The organism is Croceibacterium soli (assembly GCF_009828065.1).
GTDB classification, from domain to species: Bacteria; Pseudomonadota; Alphaproteobacteria; order Sphingomonadales; family Sphingomonadaceae; genus Croceibacterium_B; species Croceibacterium_B soli.
Map to the genome: position 1 here is coordinate 109,406 of NZ_WTYK01000004.1, position 17,034 is coordinate 126,439.

Annotated in this window: 16 protein-coding genes; 10 read left to right on the forward strand and 6 right to left on the reverse strand. The window is 68.0% G+C overall.

Annotation, left to right across the window (positions count from 1 at the left end; translation table 11 throughout):
• Positions 1-34 precede the first annotated feature (34 nt).
• Genes GRI75_RS08225 through exbB form a run of 4 tightly spaced genes read right to left on the reverse strand, consistent with a single transcriptional unit; the run spans position 35 to position 4,367 of the window.
• Positions 35-2,413 carry a TonB-dependent receptor gene (locus tag GRI75_RS08225; protein WP_160746487.1) on the reverse strand — a complete coding sequence of 793 codons (2,379 nt, stop codon included), beginning with the start codon at positions 2,411-2,413 and terminating at the stop codon, positions 35-37.
• A gap of 19 nt (positions 2,414-2,432) precedes the next feature.
• Positions 2,433-3,179 carry an energy transducer TonB gene (locus tag GRI75_RS08230; protein ID WP_160746488.1) on the reverse strand — a complete coding sequence of 249 codons (747 nt, stop codon included), beginning with the start codon at positions 3,177-3,179 and terminating at the stop codon, positions 2,433-2,435.
• Positions 3,176-3,607: a TonB system transport protein ExbD gene (gene exbD / locus GRI75_RS08235; RefSeq protein WP_160746731.1), complete on the reverse strand. Its 432-nt coding sequence runs from the start codon at positions 3,605-3,607 to the stop codon at positions 3,176-3,178. Before exbD ends, GRI75_RS08230 begins: the two co-directional genes overlap by 4 nt.
• A gap of 10 nt (positions 3,608-3,617) precedes the next feature.
• On the reverse strand, positions 3,618-4,367 hold the full coding sequence (gene exbB, locus GRI75_RS08240; RefSeq protein ID WP_202389661.1) for a tonB-system energizer ExbB: 750 nt from the start codon (positions 4,365-4,367) through the stop codon (positions 3,618-3,620).
• Between the two features lie 217 nt (positions 4,368-4,584).
• Between exbB and GRI75_RS08245 the strand changes: the two genes are divergently transcribed.
• The 8 genes from GRI75_RS08245 (at position 4,585) to GRI75_RS08280 (ending at position 12,952) form a co-directional block, all read left to right on the forward strand.
• A complete protein-coding gene (locus GRI75_RS08245) occupies positions 4,585-6,207 on the forward strand; it encodes an aldehyde dehydrogenase family protein (protein WP_160746489.1) in 1,623 nt (540 codons plus the stop codon).
• Between the two features lie 57 nt (positions 6,208-6,264).
• Positions 6,265-7,779, forward strand: coding sequence for an MFS transporter (locus GRI75_RS08250; protein ID WP_160746490.1), 1,515 nt, complete (start codon positions 6,265-6,267; stop codon positions 7,777-7,779).
• Between the two features lie 125 nt (positions 7,780-7,904).
• Complete coding sequence (locus GRI75_RS08255; protein ID WP_235911420.1) at positions 7,905-8,246, forward strand: WYL domain-containing protein; 342 nt, start codon at positions 7,905-7,907, stop codon at positions 8,244-8,246.
• A 251-nt stretch (positions 8,247-8,497) separates the two neighbouring features.
• Entirely contained in the window at positions 8,498-8,842 is a 345-nt protein-coding gene (locus tag GRI75_RS08260) for a DUF6481 family protein (protein WP_160746491.1), read from the forward strand.
• A 73-nt stretch (positions 8,843-8,915) separates the two neighbouring features.
• Positions 8,916-10,430 (forward strand): sensor histidine kinase, encoded by a 1,515-nt coding sequence (locus GRI75_RS08265; RefSeq protein WP_160746492.1) that lies wholly within the window; start codon positions 8,916-8,918, stop codon positions 10,428-10,430.
• A gap of 144 nt (positions 10,431-10,574) precedes the next feature.
• Positions 10,575-11,213, forward strand: a complete 639-nt coding sequence (locus GRI75_RS08270; RefSeq protein ID WP_160746493.1) for a TetR/AcrR family transcriptional regulator — start codon at positions 10,575-10,577, stop codon at positions 11,211-11,213.
• On the forward strand, positions 11,213-12,520 hold the full coding sequence (locus GRI75_RS08275) for a nucleotide disphospho-sugar-binding domain-containing protein (protein WP_160746494.1): 1,308 nt from the start codon (positions 11,213-11,215) through the stop codon (positions 12,518-12,520). The genes GRI75_RS08270 and GRI75_RS08275 overlap by 1 nt, the downstream gene beginning before the upstream one ends.
• Positions 12,521-12,532: 12 nt before the next feature.
• Positions 12,533-12,952 carry a GFA family protein gene (locus GRI75_RS08280; protein ID WP_160746495.1) on the forward strand — a complete coding sequence of 140 codons (420 nt, stop codon included), beginning with the start codon at positions 12,533-12,535 and terminating at the stop codon, positions 12,950-12,952.
• Between the two features lie 15 nt (positions 12,953-12,967).
• Here GRI75_RS08280 and GRI75_RS08285 read toward each other — a convergent pair whose 3' ends face one another.
• Positions 12,968-13,702, reverse strand: coding sequence for an SDR family oxidoreductase (locus GRI75_RS08285; protein WP_407925140.1), 735 nt, complete (start codon positions 13,700-13,702; stop codon positions 12,968-12,970).
• Positions 13,703-13,984: 282 nt separating this feature from the next.
• Here GRI75_RS08285 and GRI75_RS08290 point away from each other — a divergent pair, with 282 nt between their 5' ends.
• Together GRI75_RS08290 and GRI75_RS08295 are read left to right on the forward strand one after the other, a co-directional pair.
• Complete coding sequence (locus GRI75_RS08290) at positions 13,985-14,761, forward strand: hypothetical protein (protein WP_328597951.1); 777 nt, start codon at positions 13,985-13,987, stop codon at positions 14,759-14,761.
• Positions 14,758-15,819: an endonuclease/exonuclease/phosphatase family protein gene (locus GRI75_RS08295; RefSeq protein ID WP_160746498.1), complete on the forward strand. Its 1,062-nt coding sequence runs from the start codon at positions 14,758-14,760 to the stop codon at positions 15,817-15,819. Before GRI75_RS08290 ends, GRI75_RS08295 begins: the two co-directional genes overlap by 4 nt.
• On the opposite strand, the gene GRI75_RS08300 is transcribed toward GRI75_RS08295, so the two are convergent.
• Complete coding sequence (locus GRI75_RS08300; RefSeq protein WP_160746499.1) at positions 15,762-17,018, reverse strand: lipopolysaccharide biosynthesis protein; 1,257 nt, start codon at positions 17,016-17,018, stop codon at positions 15,762-15,764. The two genes, GRI75_RS08295 and GRI75_RS08300, sit on opposite strands and share 58 nt — an antisense overlap.
• Positions 17,019-17,034: the final 16 nt, after the last annotated feature.

A 17,034-nucleotide genomic window follows, 5' to 3' on the forward strand; every position in this document is an offset into this window, starting at 1 on the left:
GGAGGCGGTTTGCGCCGCCCCCGGCCCCGCTTCGTCAGAACCGGCCCGTCAGGGTCAGCGTGGCGCGGCGTTCGTCACCCTTGTAGAGGAAGTGACCGCTTCGGTAACCGGCAACGTAGTAGTTCTCGTTGCTGAGGTTGGTCACGTTCACCCGCGCCGCGATGTTCGAGCTGAGCTTGTAGCTCGCGAAGGCATCGAACGTCCAATACGAGGGCACCTTGTAGGTGTAGGTGTTCAGCGTGAAGTTGTAGCTCGGCGCCGAGTCCGGCTGGCCGGTGTACATCGCTCCCTTGTAGGTCGCCGTGCCGCCGAAGGCGAACGCCTCCGTCGCCTGGTAGCGCAGCTGCCCGGTGAAATGGTTGTTGGCGAAGTTCGACAGGTTCTTGCCGACGTAAGTCTCGCCCGCCGGAGCTGCCGCGCTGGTCCGGAGGATCTCCGAGTCCATGAACGTCGCGCCGATCTGGCCGGAAAGCTGCGGCGTGATGTTGCCGACCAGGCCCAGTTCCACGCCCTTGATCCGGTGCTTGCCGGTGTTGAGCGAGCCGCCGGGCTCGTAGCCGGTGCCAACCGATTCGAAGACATCGTCCTTGGTGGTCCGGAACAGCGCTGCGGTGACCATGAAGCGGTCGTCGAACAGGTCCCACTTGGTGCCGAGTTCGAAGTTCGTCGAGGTTTCCGGCCGCCCGTCGCCCGCGGTCGAAGTACCGTCGCCGGGAACGCAGATGCCGCCATAGCCGCAGCTGCTGCCCAGATCGGATTCGCCGCCATTGATGTTTCGGGCAGTGCCCCAGCTGAAGTAGACCATGCCTTCTTCATGCGGCTTCACCACCACGCCGGCGTGGCCGTTCCACAGCGTGTCACCATAGCTGTATTCGGTGGTCCGCAGCGGATCGCCGACCGGGCGGCTGAGCGCCGTGATCGTGTTGCTGTAGTCGAAGTTGTCGAGACGCACTCCGCCGTGCAGCGTGAGCCAGGGGGTCACATCGACGGTGTCCATCAAGTAGAACGACCAGGTTTCCACCTGCCAGTTCGAATCCTCACCCCCGCGCGTGATCTGGCGGCCCAGCAGCGAACCGATGTCACCCGCCACTACCGTGCGGTCAGGTCCTGCGGTGGTCAGGCAGTAGCTCGTGCCGCAGTTCGGCGTACCGGTGTTGGTGACCTGGAAGACGCCGTTGCGAACCTGCTGGTCGGAATATTCCGCACCCACGATCAGCGTGTGCTGCATGGAGCCGGTGGCGAACTTGCCGATCGCGTTGAGCTGGTTGACGAAATACTCGACCTCTTGCCAACCCTGGTGGGTGCTCAGCGTCAGCGCCGCGTAGTTGCCGGTCGCCGGATCGTAGGCCCCTCCGCGCAGCCCGGTGACGACATAGCCGTTCTCCGTGGTGCCGTAGCGGGTGCTGTTGATGACCTGCAGGTTCTCCGACGGTTCGAAGAAGATCCGTCCGGTGAAAGTGTCGACCTCGGACTCCATGAAGTCCTCGTCTTGCAGGTAGGCCGGCACATCGTGCCAGGGGGCGTAGCGGGTGACGTTGCCCTCGGTGCCGGTCGGCGGCGGGAGATAGCCGCCCAGGTCCGGCGAGTCCTCGGCCGCGAGGTGATAGTAGTCGAGCAGGACGCGCACGCTCTCGCTCGGCGTCAGCAGGGCGGACACCGCCGCGCCCCAGCGCTCGCGGTCGGCGGGCTCGCGGTCCGGCACGTCCTGGCTGGAATAGAGCAGGTTGGCGCGGATCGCGGCGCTGTCGGACAGGCGGAAGTTGCTGTCGAGCGCCGCACGCCAGTACTCGTCCGTGCCCGCGCCCAGCTCGACCTTGTTGAAGTTGTAGTCGGTGCTCGCCTGCTTTGTGATGGAGTTCACCGCGCCGCCGCTGGTGCCGCGGCCGCCGAAAGTGCCGCTCGGCCCTTTGGTGATCTCGATCTGCTCCACCGCAAAGCTTTCGCGCGTGGTCATGCCGGGATCGCGCAGGCCGTCGACGAACACGTCGCTGCGCACTTCCTCGCCGCGGATGATGTAGCGGTCGCCGAAAGCATTGCCGTTCTCGCCCGTGCCGACGGTTACGCCCGGCGTTCCGTCGAGGATGTCGCGCAAGTCGCTCGCGCCGGATTCCTCGATTTGGGTCTCGGTCAGCACGGTGATCGTCGCCGGCGTCTCCGACAGCGGCTTCACCCGGCGCGGATCGCCGGACACGCGCGCTTTGTAGGGCGCGCCTTCCTGCGTGTAGGGGTTCACGTCGGCCGTGCGGTCCTCGATCCGCAGCGTGCCGAGTTCGACTTCCTCGGCTTCCGCGCTCTCCGCATCCTGGGCGGCGGCCGGGTTGGCCATGAGGGCGGCGGTAAGGCCGAGCGCCATCGCCGTAGTCGGCCGGCGCAGGCTGGCCGGGCGCACTACGCCCGTGTGCTGGTTACGCATTGTCGTGTCCTTCCTGTTTTTAATCTGTTCTGAGCGAGTATTCGATGGGCAGGGATAGAGTGACGCTGTCCTGCCGCATGGAGGAGGGCATGCGCGGCAGCGGCGCGGCGCGGGACAGAAGCTCTAGCGTGACGCCGTCGAGCAGTTCGTAACCGCTGCTTTTTCGGACGCTGGCGCCGGAGATGCCGCCGTTTCGGTCCACGGTGAAGCGGACGGTCACGACCCCTTGCTGCCGCGCCTTCTTGGCTTCGGGCGGGTAGACCTTGCGCTTCGCAAGGTGAGCCATGACCTTGGCGTAATAGTCCTGCTGCTGCCGCTTCGCCTGGGCGGAATCGCCCGGACTGTCTTCCTGCCCCTCGCTGGCTTGCGCGCGGGCCGGGGCCTGGGCGGCCGGCTGTGCGGGGGCGGCGGCCGCGACGGTCTGCGGCGCAGGGCGCGGCGCGACGGGTGCAGGCGCAGGTGGTGGGAGGCGGACCGCGTCCTGCGGGAGCGGGGCGCGCGGCTGCGGCAGGTCGATCGGCGAAGGCTGCTGCGTCGGCTGGACAGCCGGTTCCACCGGGTCGGCAGTGGGCTGCGGCTCGCTCGCCGCTTCGGCGGCGGCCAGCGGCGGAAGCTCGAGCATCACCACCGGCTCCGGCTCGCGGACCTCAGGCGCGCGGGCCCAGGTCAGCGCCAGCGCAACCACGGCAGCGTGAGCAGCAAACACCGCCGCCGCCGCGCCGCCCCAGCGCACCGCTTCAGGCGAGGAGGCCGCCCGCGCGATCATCGGCCCGGCGCCGCCTCGACCCCGACCAGGCCGACGTGGAGATAACCGGACGCGCGCAGGCCGTTCATCGCCTCCATGATCGTGCCGTAGGGCACGGCCTTGTCTGCGCGCAGGAACACGCGCTGCTCGCGGTCGCCGCCGGTCGCGGCCTCGATCGCCTGCCCGAGCCCCCCGGCGCTGACGGGCGTTTCGTTGACCACCATCGCACCGCCGGCGCGGATCGAGAGATAGACCGGCGTTTCCGGGCGCGGCGCAGGCTCGGCGCTGGCGACGGGCAGATCGACATCGACGTCCACCGTAGCCAGCGGGGCTGCGACCATGAAGATGATCAGCAGGACCAGCATGACGTCGATGAACGGCGTCACGTTGATCTCATGCGCCACGGCCAGGTCGTCCTCGCCGCTGCTGCTGCTGCTTCCGAGCCGCATCGCCACCGGCTCAGCCCCTCGCCGCCGCGATCGTGCCGCGGCTGAGATCGCGCGAGACGACGCGCAGGAGCGCTGCGGCGGTATCCGCCACCACCGCGCGATGGGCGGCGATCTGCCGGGCGAAGTGGTTGTAGATGACCACTGCGGGGATGGCGGCGACAAGGCCCAGCGCGGTCGCCAGCAGCGCTTCGGCGATACCCGGAGCGACGACGGCGAGGTTGGTGGTCTGCTTCTCGGCAATGCCGATAAAGCTGTTCATGATGCCCCAGACGGTCCCGAACAGGCCGACGAACGGCGCCGTGGCGCCGATCGTCGCGAGAACATTGACGCCCCTGGTCATCGTGCGGGCGACCTGCGCCTCGTGCCGGTCGAAGCGGGATGCCACGCGCTCCTTCACGCCTTCCGGATCGTGCAGAGCGTCGGCCGAGAGGAGTAGCTCAGCGTTGGCGCCCTGAACCATCGCCGATCCGGCCAGGGCCGGCTTGTCGCCTGCTTCAGCCAGCGAGCGCAGCGCGTCCGCATCCTGGCGCACCTGATTGGCCAGGAGCGTGGCCTTGCGCAGTTCCAGCGTCTTGGCGACGAACACCGTCCAGCTAACGATCGAAGCGACGATCAAGCCGATCATCACCAGCTTCACGACCCAATCGGCTTCGGCGAACATGCTCCCCACCGAAAGATCGGTCGGGATCGTCTCTACCGGCGCCCCCAAAGCGGCTGCCGGGAAGCCGGCGCCAGCGATCGCGAACGCACAGATGCGCACTGTTGAAAATTTCCTCACGCTGTCCCCTGATGGCAACGAATCATTGCTCTATTGCGAGTCACTTGCAGATAGGTTCGGCTAATGCAAGCTATTCTCAATAAGTGAGTAGAAGTAGCTAGGCGGGTGGGGCGCGGAACCGAACCGGGCGGTGGTGCGCTTGTCCCAGCGGGATCAAACCTCCACCGACCACCATGCTTCGAGAGCGACGGAGACAGCGATGACTTCTCATGAACAGCAGCCACTCACTTCCAGCGGCGCTCAGGAGAAGGCTGCCGAAGCGGGCCAGGAAGGCGCGAGCTTCGCCGATAAGGTCGAAACCAATCGCGCGGAATTCGGTACCGTCCCCCTGTTTATCGAGGGTGAGGAGCGCCAGACCGCGGAGACGTTCCAGGTCTTCGACCCGGGCCGTCCGGAGGACGTCGTCGGTCATGCGGCTTCGGCCACCGAAGCCGATGCCTTGGACGCCGTCGCCGCAGCGGACCGGGCGTTTCGCGACTGGGCCCTGCTCGCGCCGGAACAGCGGGCCGAGCTGCTGATCGACGCGCTCGGCGCGCTGCAGGACGGGCTCGACGAGCGGATCGAACTGCTGGTGCGGGAGAACGGCAAAGTACGGATGGAGGCGACCATCGAGATGTCGGTGTTCGAGAACCGGTGCCGGCTGGCGGCAGAGCTGGCGGCCGAGGTGTCACGGGTCGTCCATCTCTCGCCGGAACGAGGCCTCCGGCTAGAGCCGACGGTCGAAGGCGGCATCGAGCGGGCGCGGCCGACGATCCCCTACGTCTCGGAGATCAGCCGGATGCCGGTGGGAGTGGTCACGATCATCGTGCCGTTCAACTGGCCGCTGGCGATCCTGGCCGCGAGCCTCCCTTACGCTCTCGTCGCCGGCAACACCGTGATCGTGAAGCCGCCGCCCACGACTCCGATCGCCACCACGCTGACCCTGGCGAAGCTGGCGAGCAAGCTGCCCCGCGGCGTTCTCAACGTCGTGAGCGGCAGCAACGAGGCGGTGCAGCCGCTGATCGTCGACCCGCGGGTGCGCAAGGTGGTCTTCACCGGCAGCACCGGCGCGGGCAAGCGGATCATGGAGATGTGCTCCGGCAATCTCGCCCGGGTGACCCTGGAGCTCGGCGGCAACGATCCGGCGATCCTGCTGGAGGACGTCGAGCTGAACGACGCCGCCTTCGGAAGGCTGGTGACGGCGGGCTTCCTCACCACTGGGCAGGTGTGCATGGCGGCCAAGCGGATATACGTGCATCGGTCCCGCTTCGACGAGCTGGTCGAAGGCATGTCGGCGGTGCTTTCCACCTACAGGATCGGCCATGGGCTCGACCCGCAGACCACGATGGGGCCGCTCAACAGCAAGGCCCAGCGCGATTACGTGCAGCAGCTGCGCCGCGAAGCCGAGGCCGCAGGGCACGAGGTTCGCGAATTCGGAAAGCTGTCGGACGAAGCGGCGGGCGGCAACGGCTACTACCTGAAGCCGTCGCTGGTCCTCGCCCCCGACCCGGCCCTGGGCGTCGTCGACCAGGAGCAGTTCGGCCCGATCATGCCGATCCTGCCGTTCGATGATGTCGAGCCGCTGGTCGAAAGCGTGAACAACCACTGGTCGGGCCTATGCTCGTCCGTCTGGAGCGCGGACGTGGAGCGGGCCGCCGAGATCGGCCGCCGCCTGCGCACCGGCACGACCTGGATCAACAACGCCAATGCGGTGACACAGGACGACCGCGCCCCGTTCGGCGGCTTCCGGATGAGCGGCGTCGGGCGTGAACTGGGGCTCGACGGCATCCTGGCTTTCACCGAACCGCACACGCTGACTTTCGCGGCGGGGGATCACCACTGATCGGTCCGCTTCCGCAGTGCCGCCCACCTTTGATGCCCTGATCCCGGGGCCGACGGAATGATAAGCCTCGCGCCGCAAGCGACCATAACCGACGAAGAGCGGGAACGCGGGATCAAGCTCCTCGTCCGGGAAGCCGCGTATTCCAGCGGTGGTGTCGCGCTAACCAGCGGCGTGATCCTGACCGCCTTCGCGCTTCATCTCGGCGCTTCCAACCTGTGGGTCGGCCTGCTGGCGAGCGCCCCGTTCCTGACGCAGCTGATCCAGGTGCCCGCCATCCTGGTGGTGGAGCGCCTGCGCCAGCGCAAGCGCCTCTGCGTGGTCACCAGCGTGATCAGCCGGCTCATGCTCCTGCCGATGGCAGCCACGGCATTCTACACCGGGTTCGGCCCGCTGCTGGTCTTCCTACTGGCACAGTACTTCCTGTGCGGCCTGGGCGCGGTCGGCGGCTGTGCCTGGAACGGCTGGCTGCGGGATCTGGCACCGGAAGAGCGGCTCGGCCGGGTGTTCGCGCGCAGGACCGCGTGGAGCGCCGCCGTGAGCCTGTTCACCGGGATCGCCGCCGCCCTGATCATGGAAGGAACCCCGGAAGGATCGACCGAGCGCAGCATGGCCTTCGCCGCGATGTTCGTGGTCGGCTGCGTAACCGGTCTGCTGAGCGCACACATCGTCGCGCGGATGCCGGAGCCGGTCATGCCCGCGCCGAGCGAGCGGCTGAGCCTGACCAGCCTGCTGCGTGCGCCGATGTCGGACAACAACTTCAAGCGGCTGATGATCTTCGTGATGACCTGGCAGTTCGCGGTGAACTTCGCGACGCCGTTCTTCACCGTGTTCATCGTCAGGCGGCTGGGCTTCGACGTTAGCCTGGTGATGGTGCTCGGCGCGGTCAGCCAGCTTGCCAACCTCGTGGCGCTCAGGACCTGGGGCCAGCTGAGCGACAGGTTCTCCAACAAGTCCGTGCTCAGGGTCGCGGCGCCGGCCTACATCTTCGGCATCGTCGCGATGATCGGCGCTTCGCAGTCGAGCAACGAGACTTTCGTGGTGACCTGGCTGACCGTGCTGCACGTGCTGATGGGCGCCTCGGTTGCCGGGGTCACGCTCGCTTCCACCAACATCGCGCTCAAGCTTTCGCCGAAAGGCTCGGCCACCGCCTACCTCGCCACGAACGCGCTGGCGACGTCGGCGGCTGCGGGCCTGGCGCCGATCGTCGGCGGGCTGCTGGCGGATTTCTTTGCGGCGCGGAAGATCGAGTTGATCGTGCGCTGGACCAGCCCGAGCGCGAACCTGGCGCTGCCGCTGACTCTGAGCCACTGGGACTTCTATTTCCTGCTGTCCGGACTGATCGGCCTTTATGCGATCCACCATCTCAGCCTGGTGAAGGAGGAGGGCGAAATTCATCATACCGCGCTGGTCGAGGAAGTCCTGGCGCGGGCCCGCCGGACGGCGCGGAACGCTTCGAGCGTGGCCGGCCTGCGCGCCGCGACGGAGCTGCCAGGCGCCCTTGTCCGCGACGCCACCGTGCGTTTCCGGCTGCTGCGCGCGCAGCGGAACAAGGAAAGCGGTACGGCGAGTTGACGACGGTTCAGGCGCAGATCGCGAGCGAGCGCCCCTCCCCTACCCTCCAGGAAATCGTCGTGCTTCGGAGCCTATCGGTCCGATCAGACCTTCCAATTTGCACCGGCATCGCCCACATTGCTGCGATGCAACACAAAGATGGAAGCGAACGCGCTCCGCTACCCAGCGACGCGGTCAGGCTGGCTATGATGGAAGCGGTCGCGGGCAAGCTGCTGGTTACGGCGACTTACAACGGGCGGGAGATGACGCTGGCCCCGCACACGCTGATCCTGCGGCACGGCGAGATGTACGCCGGCGCTCTCAACCTCGACAAGACCTGGCGCTCCGACGAAAGCCCGCGGCTCGGTTACTTCAAGCTGGCGGGTCTGAGCGACGTCACGGTGACGCGGAAGCAGTTCGAGCCCATAGCCGGGTTCCAGGACACGGTTCCGCAGGCCGACGATCAGCTCGTTCTCGCGGTCGCCTGACGGGCGCCGTTCGCCAACGGATCGGCGGTATCGCCGCCGCCCCATCGGCAATCGACGCGACAGCCGGGCTGGACGCCGCCGCATTCGCGATACATGGGGCCACCCACTCGCCGGTGTGCGAGCTATCGCGCCTGCAACCCGTGCAGCCGGAGAGGCCCCACACCAAGTTCGTGGACATGAATTTCAAGCTAGCGATCGCCGCGGACCGAGTTGGGCCCAGGATCGTTCAACGACTTAAGGAGCAAGGATAGATGAAGGGTTTCAAGGAGCCGAGTTTCCAGGACAGGGCGGCCGCTTCGGCCCGGGCCAAGACCACCGCACTGGAAAAGCTCAAGTCGGCACCCAAGCTGGACGAGGCCCAGCTGGCCGAGCGAGCCGCCCGCGCCGCGGAGCGCGAGGCGAAGGCAGCCGCCAAGCGCGAGGCCAAGCAAGAGGCCCAGCGCCTGGAGCGCGAGCAAGCGCTGCAGGCGAAGAAGGAGCAGGAGCTCGCGGCGGAGCAGGAGCGGCTCAAGGCCGCGGCACCGGTTCGCACCGAAGCGGAGCTCAAGGCTGCGCGCGACGCGCGCTATGCCGCACGGAAGAAGCGCAAGAAGTAGAGGCAGAGCAGACGATCGGCGCACTTCGTCCTCTCCGCTGGACGAAGGAACGCAGTTGAGGTTACCGTTGGCTATGGATCCGGCAGATCATGTGCTCCTCCCGCCCGAGCTGTCGCCGATCCTGGAAACCGTGCTCGACGCCGTGGTCGTGGTCACGATCGAGGGGCGGGTCATCGGCTGGAACACGGTTGCCGAGGAGATCTTCGGCTGGCCTGCGCGGGAGGCCCTGGGCCGCGCCCTTTCCGATCTCATCATCCCGCCGCAGCACCGGGAAGCGCACGACCAGGGCATCAAGCGCCTGATCGCCGGCGCGCCGCCGCGCGTGCTCAACCGGCGGATCGAAATATCCGCGTTGCGGGCCGACGGATCGGAGTTCCCGGTCGAGCTGTCGATCACCTCGGTAAACACTTCCGGCGGGCCCGTGTTCGTCGGGTTCCTGCGCGACATCACCCAGCGCAAGCTGGCCGAGGAGGTGCTGCGCCGGCAGTCGATCGAATCCCGGCTGATGTTCGACCTGGCGACGATGGCGACGCAGGCGGAATCGTTCGAGGAGGCGCTCGCGGAAGGCTTGGCGGCGATCTGCCGCCTGTCGGGCTGGCCGGTCGGGCACGCGTTTACCGTGCTCGGACAGGATCCCGGCAGGCTGATATCGACCGACATCTGGCACGAGGCCGAACCGGGGGCGGCCGAGGCGATGCGCGAAGCGACCGAGGCGGTCGCCTGGGACATCGGCGTGGGGCTGCCTGGCACGATCCTGCGCACCGGCGAGCCGCTGTGGCTGACCGATACCGACCACGAGCTCAACTTCTTCCGCAAGACGGCAGGCTTCCGCGCCGGGTTCGGCTTCCCGCTGACCTGCGAGGGGCGGGTCATCGCCATCCTGGAGTTCTTCTCCAGGTCTCCCGAGAAACCCAATCCCGAACTCCTGCTGACGGTCCGCACCCTGGGCGAACAGGTCGGCCGGGTGTTCGAGCGCCGCCGCCGGCAGGACCGTGAGGCTCTGCTCGTCGATGAACTCAATCACCGGGTGAAGAACCTGCTGATGGTGGTGCAGTCGGTCGCCCGGCAGACGTTCCGCTGGAACCCCTCGCCCGAAGCCGCTCTGACTGCGTTTCTCGGCCGCCTCGCGGCTCTGGCCAAGGCGCATGACCTGCTGCTCGCTTCGGACTTGCGCGAGGTCGGCCTGCGCGACGTCGTGGAAGGGGCGATCAAGGGTTCCGGCAGCGCGCTCGAACGGTTCAGCATCGACGGCAGGAACACTCCGGTCCCGGGCAGCTACGCCACGCCGATCGTGCTGGCGGTGCACGAGCTGTGCACGAATTCGGTGAAGTACGGTTCGCTCTCCTCGCCCGAGGGCGTGGTGCAGCTCAACTGGGGCCGCTCGGACCAAGGGGATCAGTTCGTGTTCGAGTGGCGCGAGATCGGCGGACCAGCCGTTTCACCGCCTTCGCGCACGGGGTTCGGATCGATCCTGCTGGGCCGCATGCTGGAGGCCGAACTCGGCGGCAAAGCGGAGATCGAGTACGCCGCAGACGGCTTGCGCTGCCGCTTCACCACTCCGGTACCGAACGCCGACCCCGGTCTGTAGGCCGGCGCCTCCTCCTAGCCGCCGCTGCTACCTCTCCAATATTGCACAACCGCACGGAGGCTGCGGCAGCGGCTTGTCCGCTTTTGATGTCACTTCGACTAACGCGGATTTCCTTTACGCGACTTTCGTGTTAAGCCGAGTCGCATGAAAGATGATGTCACCAAGAAGCGGCCTTATCGGCAATCGGCTCGGGCTCGCGCCGCGGAAGCAACCGGGGAGCGTATCCTCGACGTGTTCGCCGCGCGGCTGAGCGAAAGCTGGTTCGACGAGATCAAGCTGGAGGACGTCGCGTCCGAAGCCGGCGTCACGGTGCAAACCGTCATCCGGCGCTTCGGCGGCAAGGAAGGGCTACTGGAAGCGGTGCACGACCGCCTGGGCTGGCAGATCCGCCAGCGGCGCGAAGTGCCCGCCGGCGATGCAGCGGGTGCGGTGTCCGCGCTGGCGACGGATTACGAGGCGGTCGGCGAACTGGTGTTGCGATCGCTCGCCCAGGAGGAGCGCTATGCCCCGGTAAAGGCAATGACCGACATCGGCCGCAAGATGCACCGCGAATGGATGAGCATCGCGTTCAAGCCGTGGCTCGACCCGCTTTCCGAAGGCGAGCGGCGGAAGGCAGTGGATGCGCTGGTGGTCGCGGGAGACATCTACGTGTGGAAGCTGATCCGCAAGGACATGCAGCGGCCGATCGCCGAGTATCGCGCGCTGGTGCAGCGCATGTGCGCCGCCGCGGTGGGCATCCCACATAAGCAATTGTTCAACGACACGGAGTCGGGAGACGCGTGATGACCTGTGAACGTGTGCTCAGTTTTCTCCTCACCACCTGGGAAGGCGGCGGTTCGGTCGGACCGGCCATGACCGTCGCACGCAAGCTGCGACAGCACGGCCACAGGATCCGTGTGATGAGTGACCGGTGCAATGAACCCGAGGCCCTGGCGGCCGGCGCCGAGTTCGTGCCGTGGTCCCGGGCCCCGAGCAGGCCCGATCGCAGCAAGGACAGCGACGTGTTCCGCGACTGGGAAGCCGAAACCCCGCCGGAGCAGATCGGGCGCGTGATCGACCGGATCATGGCCGGGCCGGCGCTGGCCTATGCCCAGGACATCATCGAGGAACTGCAGCGGAACCCTGTGGATCTGGTGGTCTCGAGCGAGATGCTGTTCGGCGTGATGATCGGCTGCGAGGCGATCGGTCAAAAGCATGCCCTGCTCACCGCCAACATCAACCTGTTCCCGACCCCCGGAGTGCCGCCGCTCGGGCCCGGGCTGCTGCCCGCGAAGTCCCCGGAGGAGGAGGCGCTGCACGAGGAGATCACCCGGGCGAACCGCCAGTTGTTCGAGCGCGCCCTGCCCCCGGTCAACGCGGCAAGAGCCGAGTTCGGTCTGCGGCCGCTGGCGAACATCGAAGAACAGTTCGCCTCCGCCGAGCGTATGCTGCTGGGCACGAGCCAGGCCTTCGACTTCGCCCCCGAGGCAATCCCGCCGCACATCCGCTATGTCGGCCCACAGCTCGACGATCCCGCATGGGCCCCGGACTGGCAATCGCCATGGGGCGAGGACGACCGGCGGCCGCTGGTGCTGGTCTCCTTCAGCACGAGCTTCCAGGATCATGCCGCGGTGCTGCAGCGGATCGCCGACGCCGCGGCCGACCTGCCGGTCCGCCTGCTAGTGACGCTCGGCGCGACGATCGCCCCGAGCCAACTTCGCGCGGCAGCCAATAGCCGCTTGGTCGAGGCTGCGCCCCACAACATGGTGATGCCGCAGGCCTCGCTCGTCATAACCCATGGCGGGCATGGCACCGTCACCCGCGCGCTGATGCACCGCAAGCCGCTGATCGTCGTGCCCCATGGGCGCGACCAGAACGACAATGCCGCCCGGGTCGCCGCGCGCGGGGCCGGCCTCGTGCTCGGCGCGCAGAGCTCGGCGGAAGAGTTCGCGGCCGCGATCCAGCAGGTGCTCTCCGAACCCGGCTTCGGAGCTGCGGCAAGGGCACTGGGCGACAGGGTGGCGGCCGATGCGGAGCATTCCCCGGTCGTTGAGGAGCTCGAGCGGATCGCGCTCCGCCCCTCGGCATCCCGCTCCCTTCAGGCGGCCTGAGGAGCTCGCCCGATGGCGGATCAACATCGCGGCACGTGCTTCTGCGGCGCTGTCGAAGTGAGCGCCTCGGGAGAGCCGATCGACATGGGTTACTGCCACTGCGGTTCCTGCCGGGCCTATTCGGGAGCGCCCTTCGTGGCCTTCACGATCTGGCCGGAAGATCGAGTGGAGGTCACCGGGCACGTCGGCAGCTACGACAAAGCCGGGACGAGCGAGCGCGTGTTCTGCTCGCGCTGCGGCGGGCACCTGCTGCTGCGTCACCCGCACCTCGGGCTGACCGACATCCGCGCCGGGATCCTCCCGAGCGTGACGTTCACGCCACGCTCGCACCTGAACTACGCCGCGCGGGTGATGCCGGTGCGGGACGGGTTGCCGAAGTTCAGCGATATGCCGGTGGAGATCGGCGGATCGGGCGAGTTGATAGTCGAGTGAAGCAATCCCGAGCCGCTAGAAATCCTGCACGGTGGGCCGAAGGACGATCTCGTTGACGTCCACATCGGCCGGTTCGGCAATGGCGAAGGCGATCGCGCGGGCCACCGAGTCGGACGGGATGGCGATTTCGTAGAACGCGTTGACGCCTTGCGCCGCTTCGGCGTGCGAAGTGCCCTGCTTCAGTTCGGTGTCGACCGCTCCGGGCGAGATCGTCGTCACCCGGATGGCCCCGCCGACTTCGTGCCGCAGCCCTTCGGAGATCGCCCGTACCGCGAACTTGGTGCCGGAGTAGACCGTTCCGCCCGGGCTGAAGACCTTCACGCCGGCGACCGACGAGATGTTGATGAAGTGGCCGGAGCCCTGCTCCTCGAAGATCGGCAGCGCCGCGGCGATGCCGTAAAGCACCCCCTTGATGTTGATGTCGATCATCCGGTCCCACTCGTCGACCTGGGTGGCCGACATGGGCGCGATCGCCATCAGCCCCGCGTTGTTGACCAGCACGTCGATCCGCCCGAACCGCTCGCGCGCCGCCTCCACGAAAGCCTGCACTCCGGCCTGGCTGGTGACGTCGACCACGGCATAGCCGGCGTTCTCGCCGATCTCCCCGACGATGCGCTTGAGGTTCTCCTCTCGCCGGGCGCCGAGGAACACTTTCGCGCCGCGGGAGGCGAGCAGCCGGGCGGTCGCTTCGCCGAGGCCGGAGGAAGCGCCGGTGATCACAACGACCTTGCCTTCGATGTCTGTCACGATCGTCTCCTGAAGCTGGCCGCAGCCGGTGGCGGCGTGGGTGCCGAATGCCGTTCGGACGCGCCGGCCTGGAAGCTCAGGTAATGGCTGCCGGCGGGACAGGTTCCCCCGGGCCGATCGCTGCAATCGTATGACGGTATCGCCGCCGACTTCATCGGAACGTCGCAGGAATATCATACCGCGGTAGCATAGCGGGCTTATCATGCCGCCATGATCAAGCCGGGGTCAGCTGCAAGTCTCGCGCGTTTCCTGGCAGGCTCCTGCGTGGTCCTTTCATGCTTCGCGGTGCCTCTGCTGGCCGCAGGGCCGGGCGACAACCCCCGCTACCTTGTGCCGGAGCGCCGTTTCGTGGCGCCCGAAGCGCGCCAGGGCGTCGCGTCGAGCGGCGAGGCGATCTACGCCATCGACAACAGCAACATCGGCAAATACGCACCGGACGGTGCCAGGATCGCTGCGTTCGCCGGCGACCCGGAGGCATTTCCGCATCTCAACAGCTGTACTCTCGCCGAGCGCGAGCTCGTCTGCGCAGCTTCCAATTACCCGGCGACGCCGCACCGCGGGACGATCGAGTTCTTCGACCCCGAAACGCTCGCCCATCTCCGGTCGGTCGCGCTGCCCGACAACCCCGGCTCGTTGACGGCGCTCACTCGCCGCGACGGCCGCTGGTGGGCGGTGTTCGCGCATTACGACGGCAAGGGCGGCGTTCCCGGGCGGGATCACCGCGCCACGATGCTGGCCGAACTCAACGCGCAGTTCCGCGCCGTGCGGCGCTTCGCGTTCCCGCAAAGCGTGCTCGACCGCATCTCCCCCCGCAGCGTGTCCGGCGCGGCTTGGGGAGCCGACGGCAGGCTCTACGTCAGCGGACACGACAAACCGGAGGTCTATGCCATGACGGTTCCGCCCGAAGGCGACGTGCTGCGCCACGAGGAGACTTACGCCGTCGCGTCGTTCGGCCAGGCGATCGACTTCGATCCGCACGATCCCGCACTCCTCTGGTCGATCGATCGGGACAGCCGCAGCGTCATCGCCAGCCGCATACCTGCAAGCGGGGTGCAGCGGTGAAGGCGCTTCGCCGTCGGCCCCGGCTGCTTCTGCTGGCGGGAGCCGGGCTGCTCCTCGGCGGTGCATCGATGAGCGGCGGAGGCGGGGTTCCGCCGGATCCGGCATCCTTCCCGGCCCCGCCGGCGGATCGGGGGGATTTCTCGGTCCTGACCTACAACGTCAAAGGGCTGCCGTGGCCGGTGGCGCTGGGGCGCGGAGCGGCATTGCAGCGGATCGGCGACCGGCTGGCGCATATGCGCGCCGCGGGACAGCAGCCGAGCGTAGTCGTGCTGCAGGAAGCCTTCATCGGCGAAGCCAAGGCGATCGGCGAACGCGCCGGTTACCGCTACCGCGTGTTCGGGCCGCGCGACAGCGTGGCTTCCGCGCACCCGGGCATAGAGCGCCGCTGGTACCTGGGGGAGACCCAGGGGAAGCAGCTCGACAGCGGGCTGCTGATCCTGTCCGACTTCCCGATCACGGACATGGCCAGCGCCGCCTTCCCGACGGACGCCTGCGCCGGGTTCGATTGCCTGGCGGCCAAGGGGGTCGTGCTCGTCACGATCGAGGTGCCAGGGAAAGGCCCGGTTGCGGTCGCCACGACGCATTTCAACAGCCGCGGCGCCTCGCTCGCACCCGGGCCGGCGACGGCCCACGCCTTCGCGGCGCAATCGCAGTTCCTCGCCGCGTTCCTCAAGCGTGAATGGCGCGCCGGCACGCCGCTGGTCCTGGCGGGGGACTTCAACGTAGGCCGGCGGCCGTTCCGCATGGCGACCCTGCCGAAGGCGCTGGCGACCGTATCGGGCGAGCGTGCGCCGGCCGAGGGCCTGCGGGCGACGATGACCGCGGACAAGGCGGGGATCGGCCGCTCGCCCGACGCACTGTCGATCCGCGACAGCGCCCGCGACATGCAGTTCATCTTCGATGGCGAGGATCGGTCGCTGAAGCCGGTCGGCGCGGCGATCCCGTTCGGCACGGAAGCGGGCGGATCGGCGCTATCCGATCACATGGGCTTTATGATCCACTATCGGGTCGTGCCGCAGGGCAGCTCCGCGACCCGCGGCAAGCGCGACGCGGCGTAGCCGAACCCCGCCACCGTCGCCGAACTCGCCAGCACCACGCAGGCGCCGACGCCCGGAAGCCCCCACGCCCCGATCGCCGCCGGTAACAGACCCATGGCCAGGGCCAACGGGCCGGCGCGCAGGCCGAAGGCCAGCTCGGCCCTGCCCTTGGAGACCAGCAGCGCCTCCCAACTCGACCCGAGCAGCTCGACCGCTCCGGCCAGGGCCAGGAGGACGAGCGTGGTGTAGGCGAAGACGAACTCCGGACCGACGATCGCCGCGATGGCCCAGCGCCCGGCTAGGACCGCTGCTGCGACGGAGATCAGCCCTGCCCCAAACGCCAGCAGCGTCATTCTCCCGGCCAGCCCGTGGGCCGCGTGGCTCACCCTTACCAGTTCGGGGTAGAGCGCCCGCGCGGACGCCTCCCCGAGCTGGACCAGGGCATGGCCGAACTGCACCGCCACGCGGTAGCCGCCGGCCAGCGCCGCTCCGCCGAGCGCGCCGACCAGCAGCATCAGCACTTGCTTGCCCGTGACCGCCAGGCTGCGCGAGAAACCGGTTGCGAAAACGAACCGCCAGACCCGCTCCCGCTCGGCCGGGAGGCGCTTGAGGCTGATATCGGACATGCGGAAGGGGGCGAACTTGCGGGCGAGCAGCCAGTGCGCGGCGGCGCAGGCCAGTTCCGCGACTGCCCAGGCGGCGACGAAACCGGCAATGCCGAGGCCGGCGAAGGCAGCGATCGCCGCGCCGGCGGCGCGGGTCGCCGGAAGCGCGGCTTCCGCCAGCATCGCCAGGTCGTAGCGGTCGTGAAGGCGCAGCACGCCCGTCGGGGTGCTGCGGATCGCCAGCAGGTGAGCCATGCACAGCAGGAAGATGAGCGGCCGCAGCTCCGCCGGCAGGGGCAGCCAGTACGGCGCGGTCCAGGCGGCGGCGAGCGCCAGGACACTGCCGAAGGCGACACTCGCCAGGTCGAGCGCAAGCGCGAAACCGGTGGCGGTTGCCGCCCGGCCATCCTCGGCACCCCAGCGGACCACCGCCTGCCAGGTGTTGAAGCTGGCGAGCCCGGCGATGCCTTGCGCCAGGACGATCAGCAGGGCGAAGCGCCCGAAGCCTTCGAGCCCGAGCACGCGCGTGGCAAGCGCGAGATAGACCAGGCTGAAGGCGGCATTGACGCCCCGGCTGCCGAGCAGCCAGCCGATATTGCGGAGGATACGTTTCATGCGGACGGCTGGGCGG

Coding starts and splice junctions, on each gene's coding strand:
- GRI75_RS08225 (WP_160746487.1), bottom strand. CDS start 2,413: ATGCGTAACCAGCACACGGGCGTAGTGCGCCCGGCCAGCCTGCGCCGG.
- GRI75_RS08230 (WP_160746488.1), bottom strand. CDS start 3,179: ATGATCGCGCGGGCGGCCTCCTCGCCTGAAGCGGTGCGCTGGGGCGGC.
- exbD (WP_160746731.1), bottom strand. CDS start 3,607: ATGCGGCTCGGAAGCAGCAGCAGCAGCGGCGAGGACGACCTGGCCGTG.
- GRI75_RS08245 (WP_160746489.1), top strand. CDS start 4,585: ATGACTTCTCATGAACAGCAGCCACTCACTTCCAGCGGCGCTCAGGAG.
- GRI75_RS08250 (WP_160746490.1), top strand. CDS start 6,265: ATGATAAGCCTCGCGCCGCAAGCGACCATAACCGACGAAGAGCGGGAA.
- GRI75_RS08255 (WP_235911420.1), top strand. CDS start 7,905: ATGCAACACAAAGATGGAAGCGAACGCGCTCCGCTACCCAGCGACGCG.
- GRI75_RS08260 (WP_160746491.1), top strand. CDS start 8,498: ATGAAGGGTTTCAAGGAGCCGAGTTTCCAGGACAGGGCGGCCGCTTCG.
- GRI75_RS08265 (WP_160746492.1), top strand. CDS start 8,916: ATGGATCCGGCAGATCATGTGCTCCTCCCGCCCGAGCTGTCGCCGATC.
- GRI75_RS08270 (WP_160746493.1), top strand. CDS start 10,575: ATGAAAGATGATGTCACCAAGAAGCGGCCTTATCGGCAATCGGCTCGG.
- GRI75_RS08275 (WP_160746494.1), top strand. CDS start 11,213: ATGACCTGTGAACGTGTGCTCAGTTTTCTCCTCACCACCTGGGAAGGC.
- GRI75_RS08280 (WP_160746495.1), top strand. CDS start 12,533: ATGGCGGATCAACATCGCGGCACGTGCTTCTGCGGCGCTGTCGAAGTG.
- GRI75_RS08300 (WP_160746499.1), bottom strand. CDS start 17,018: ATGAAACGTATCCTCCGCAATATCGGCTGGCTGCTCGGCAGCCGGGGC.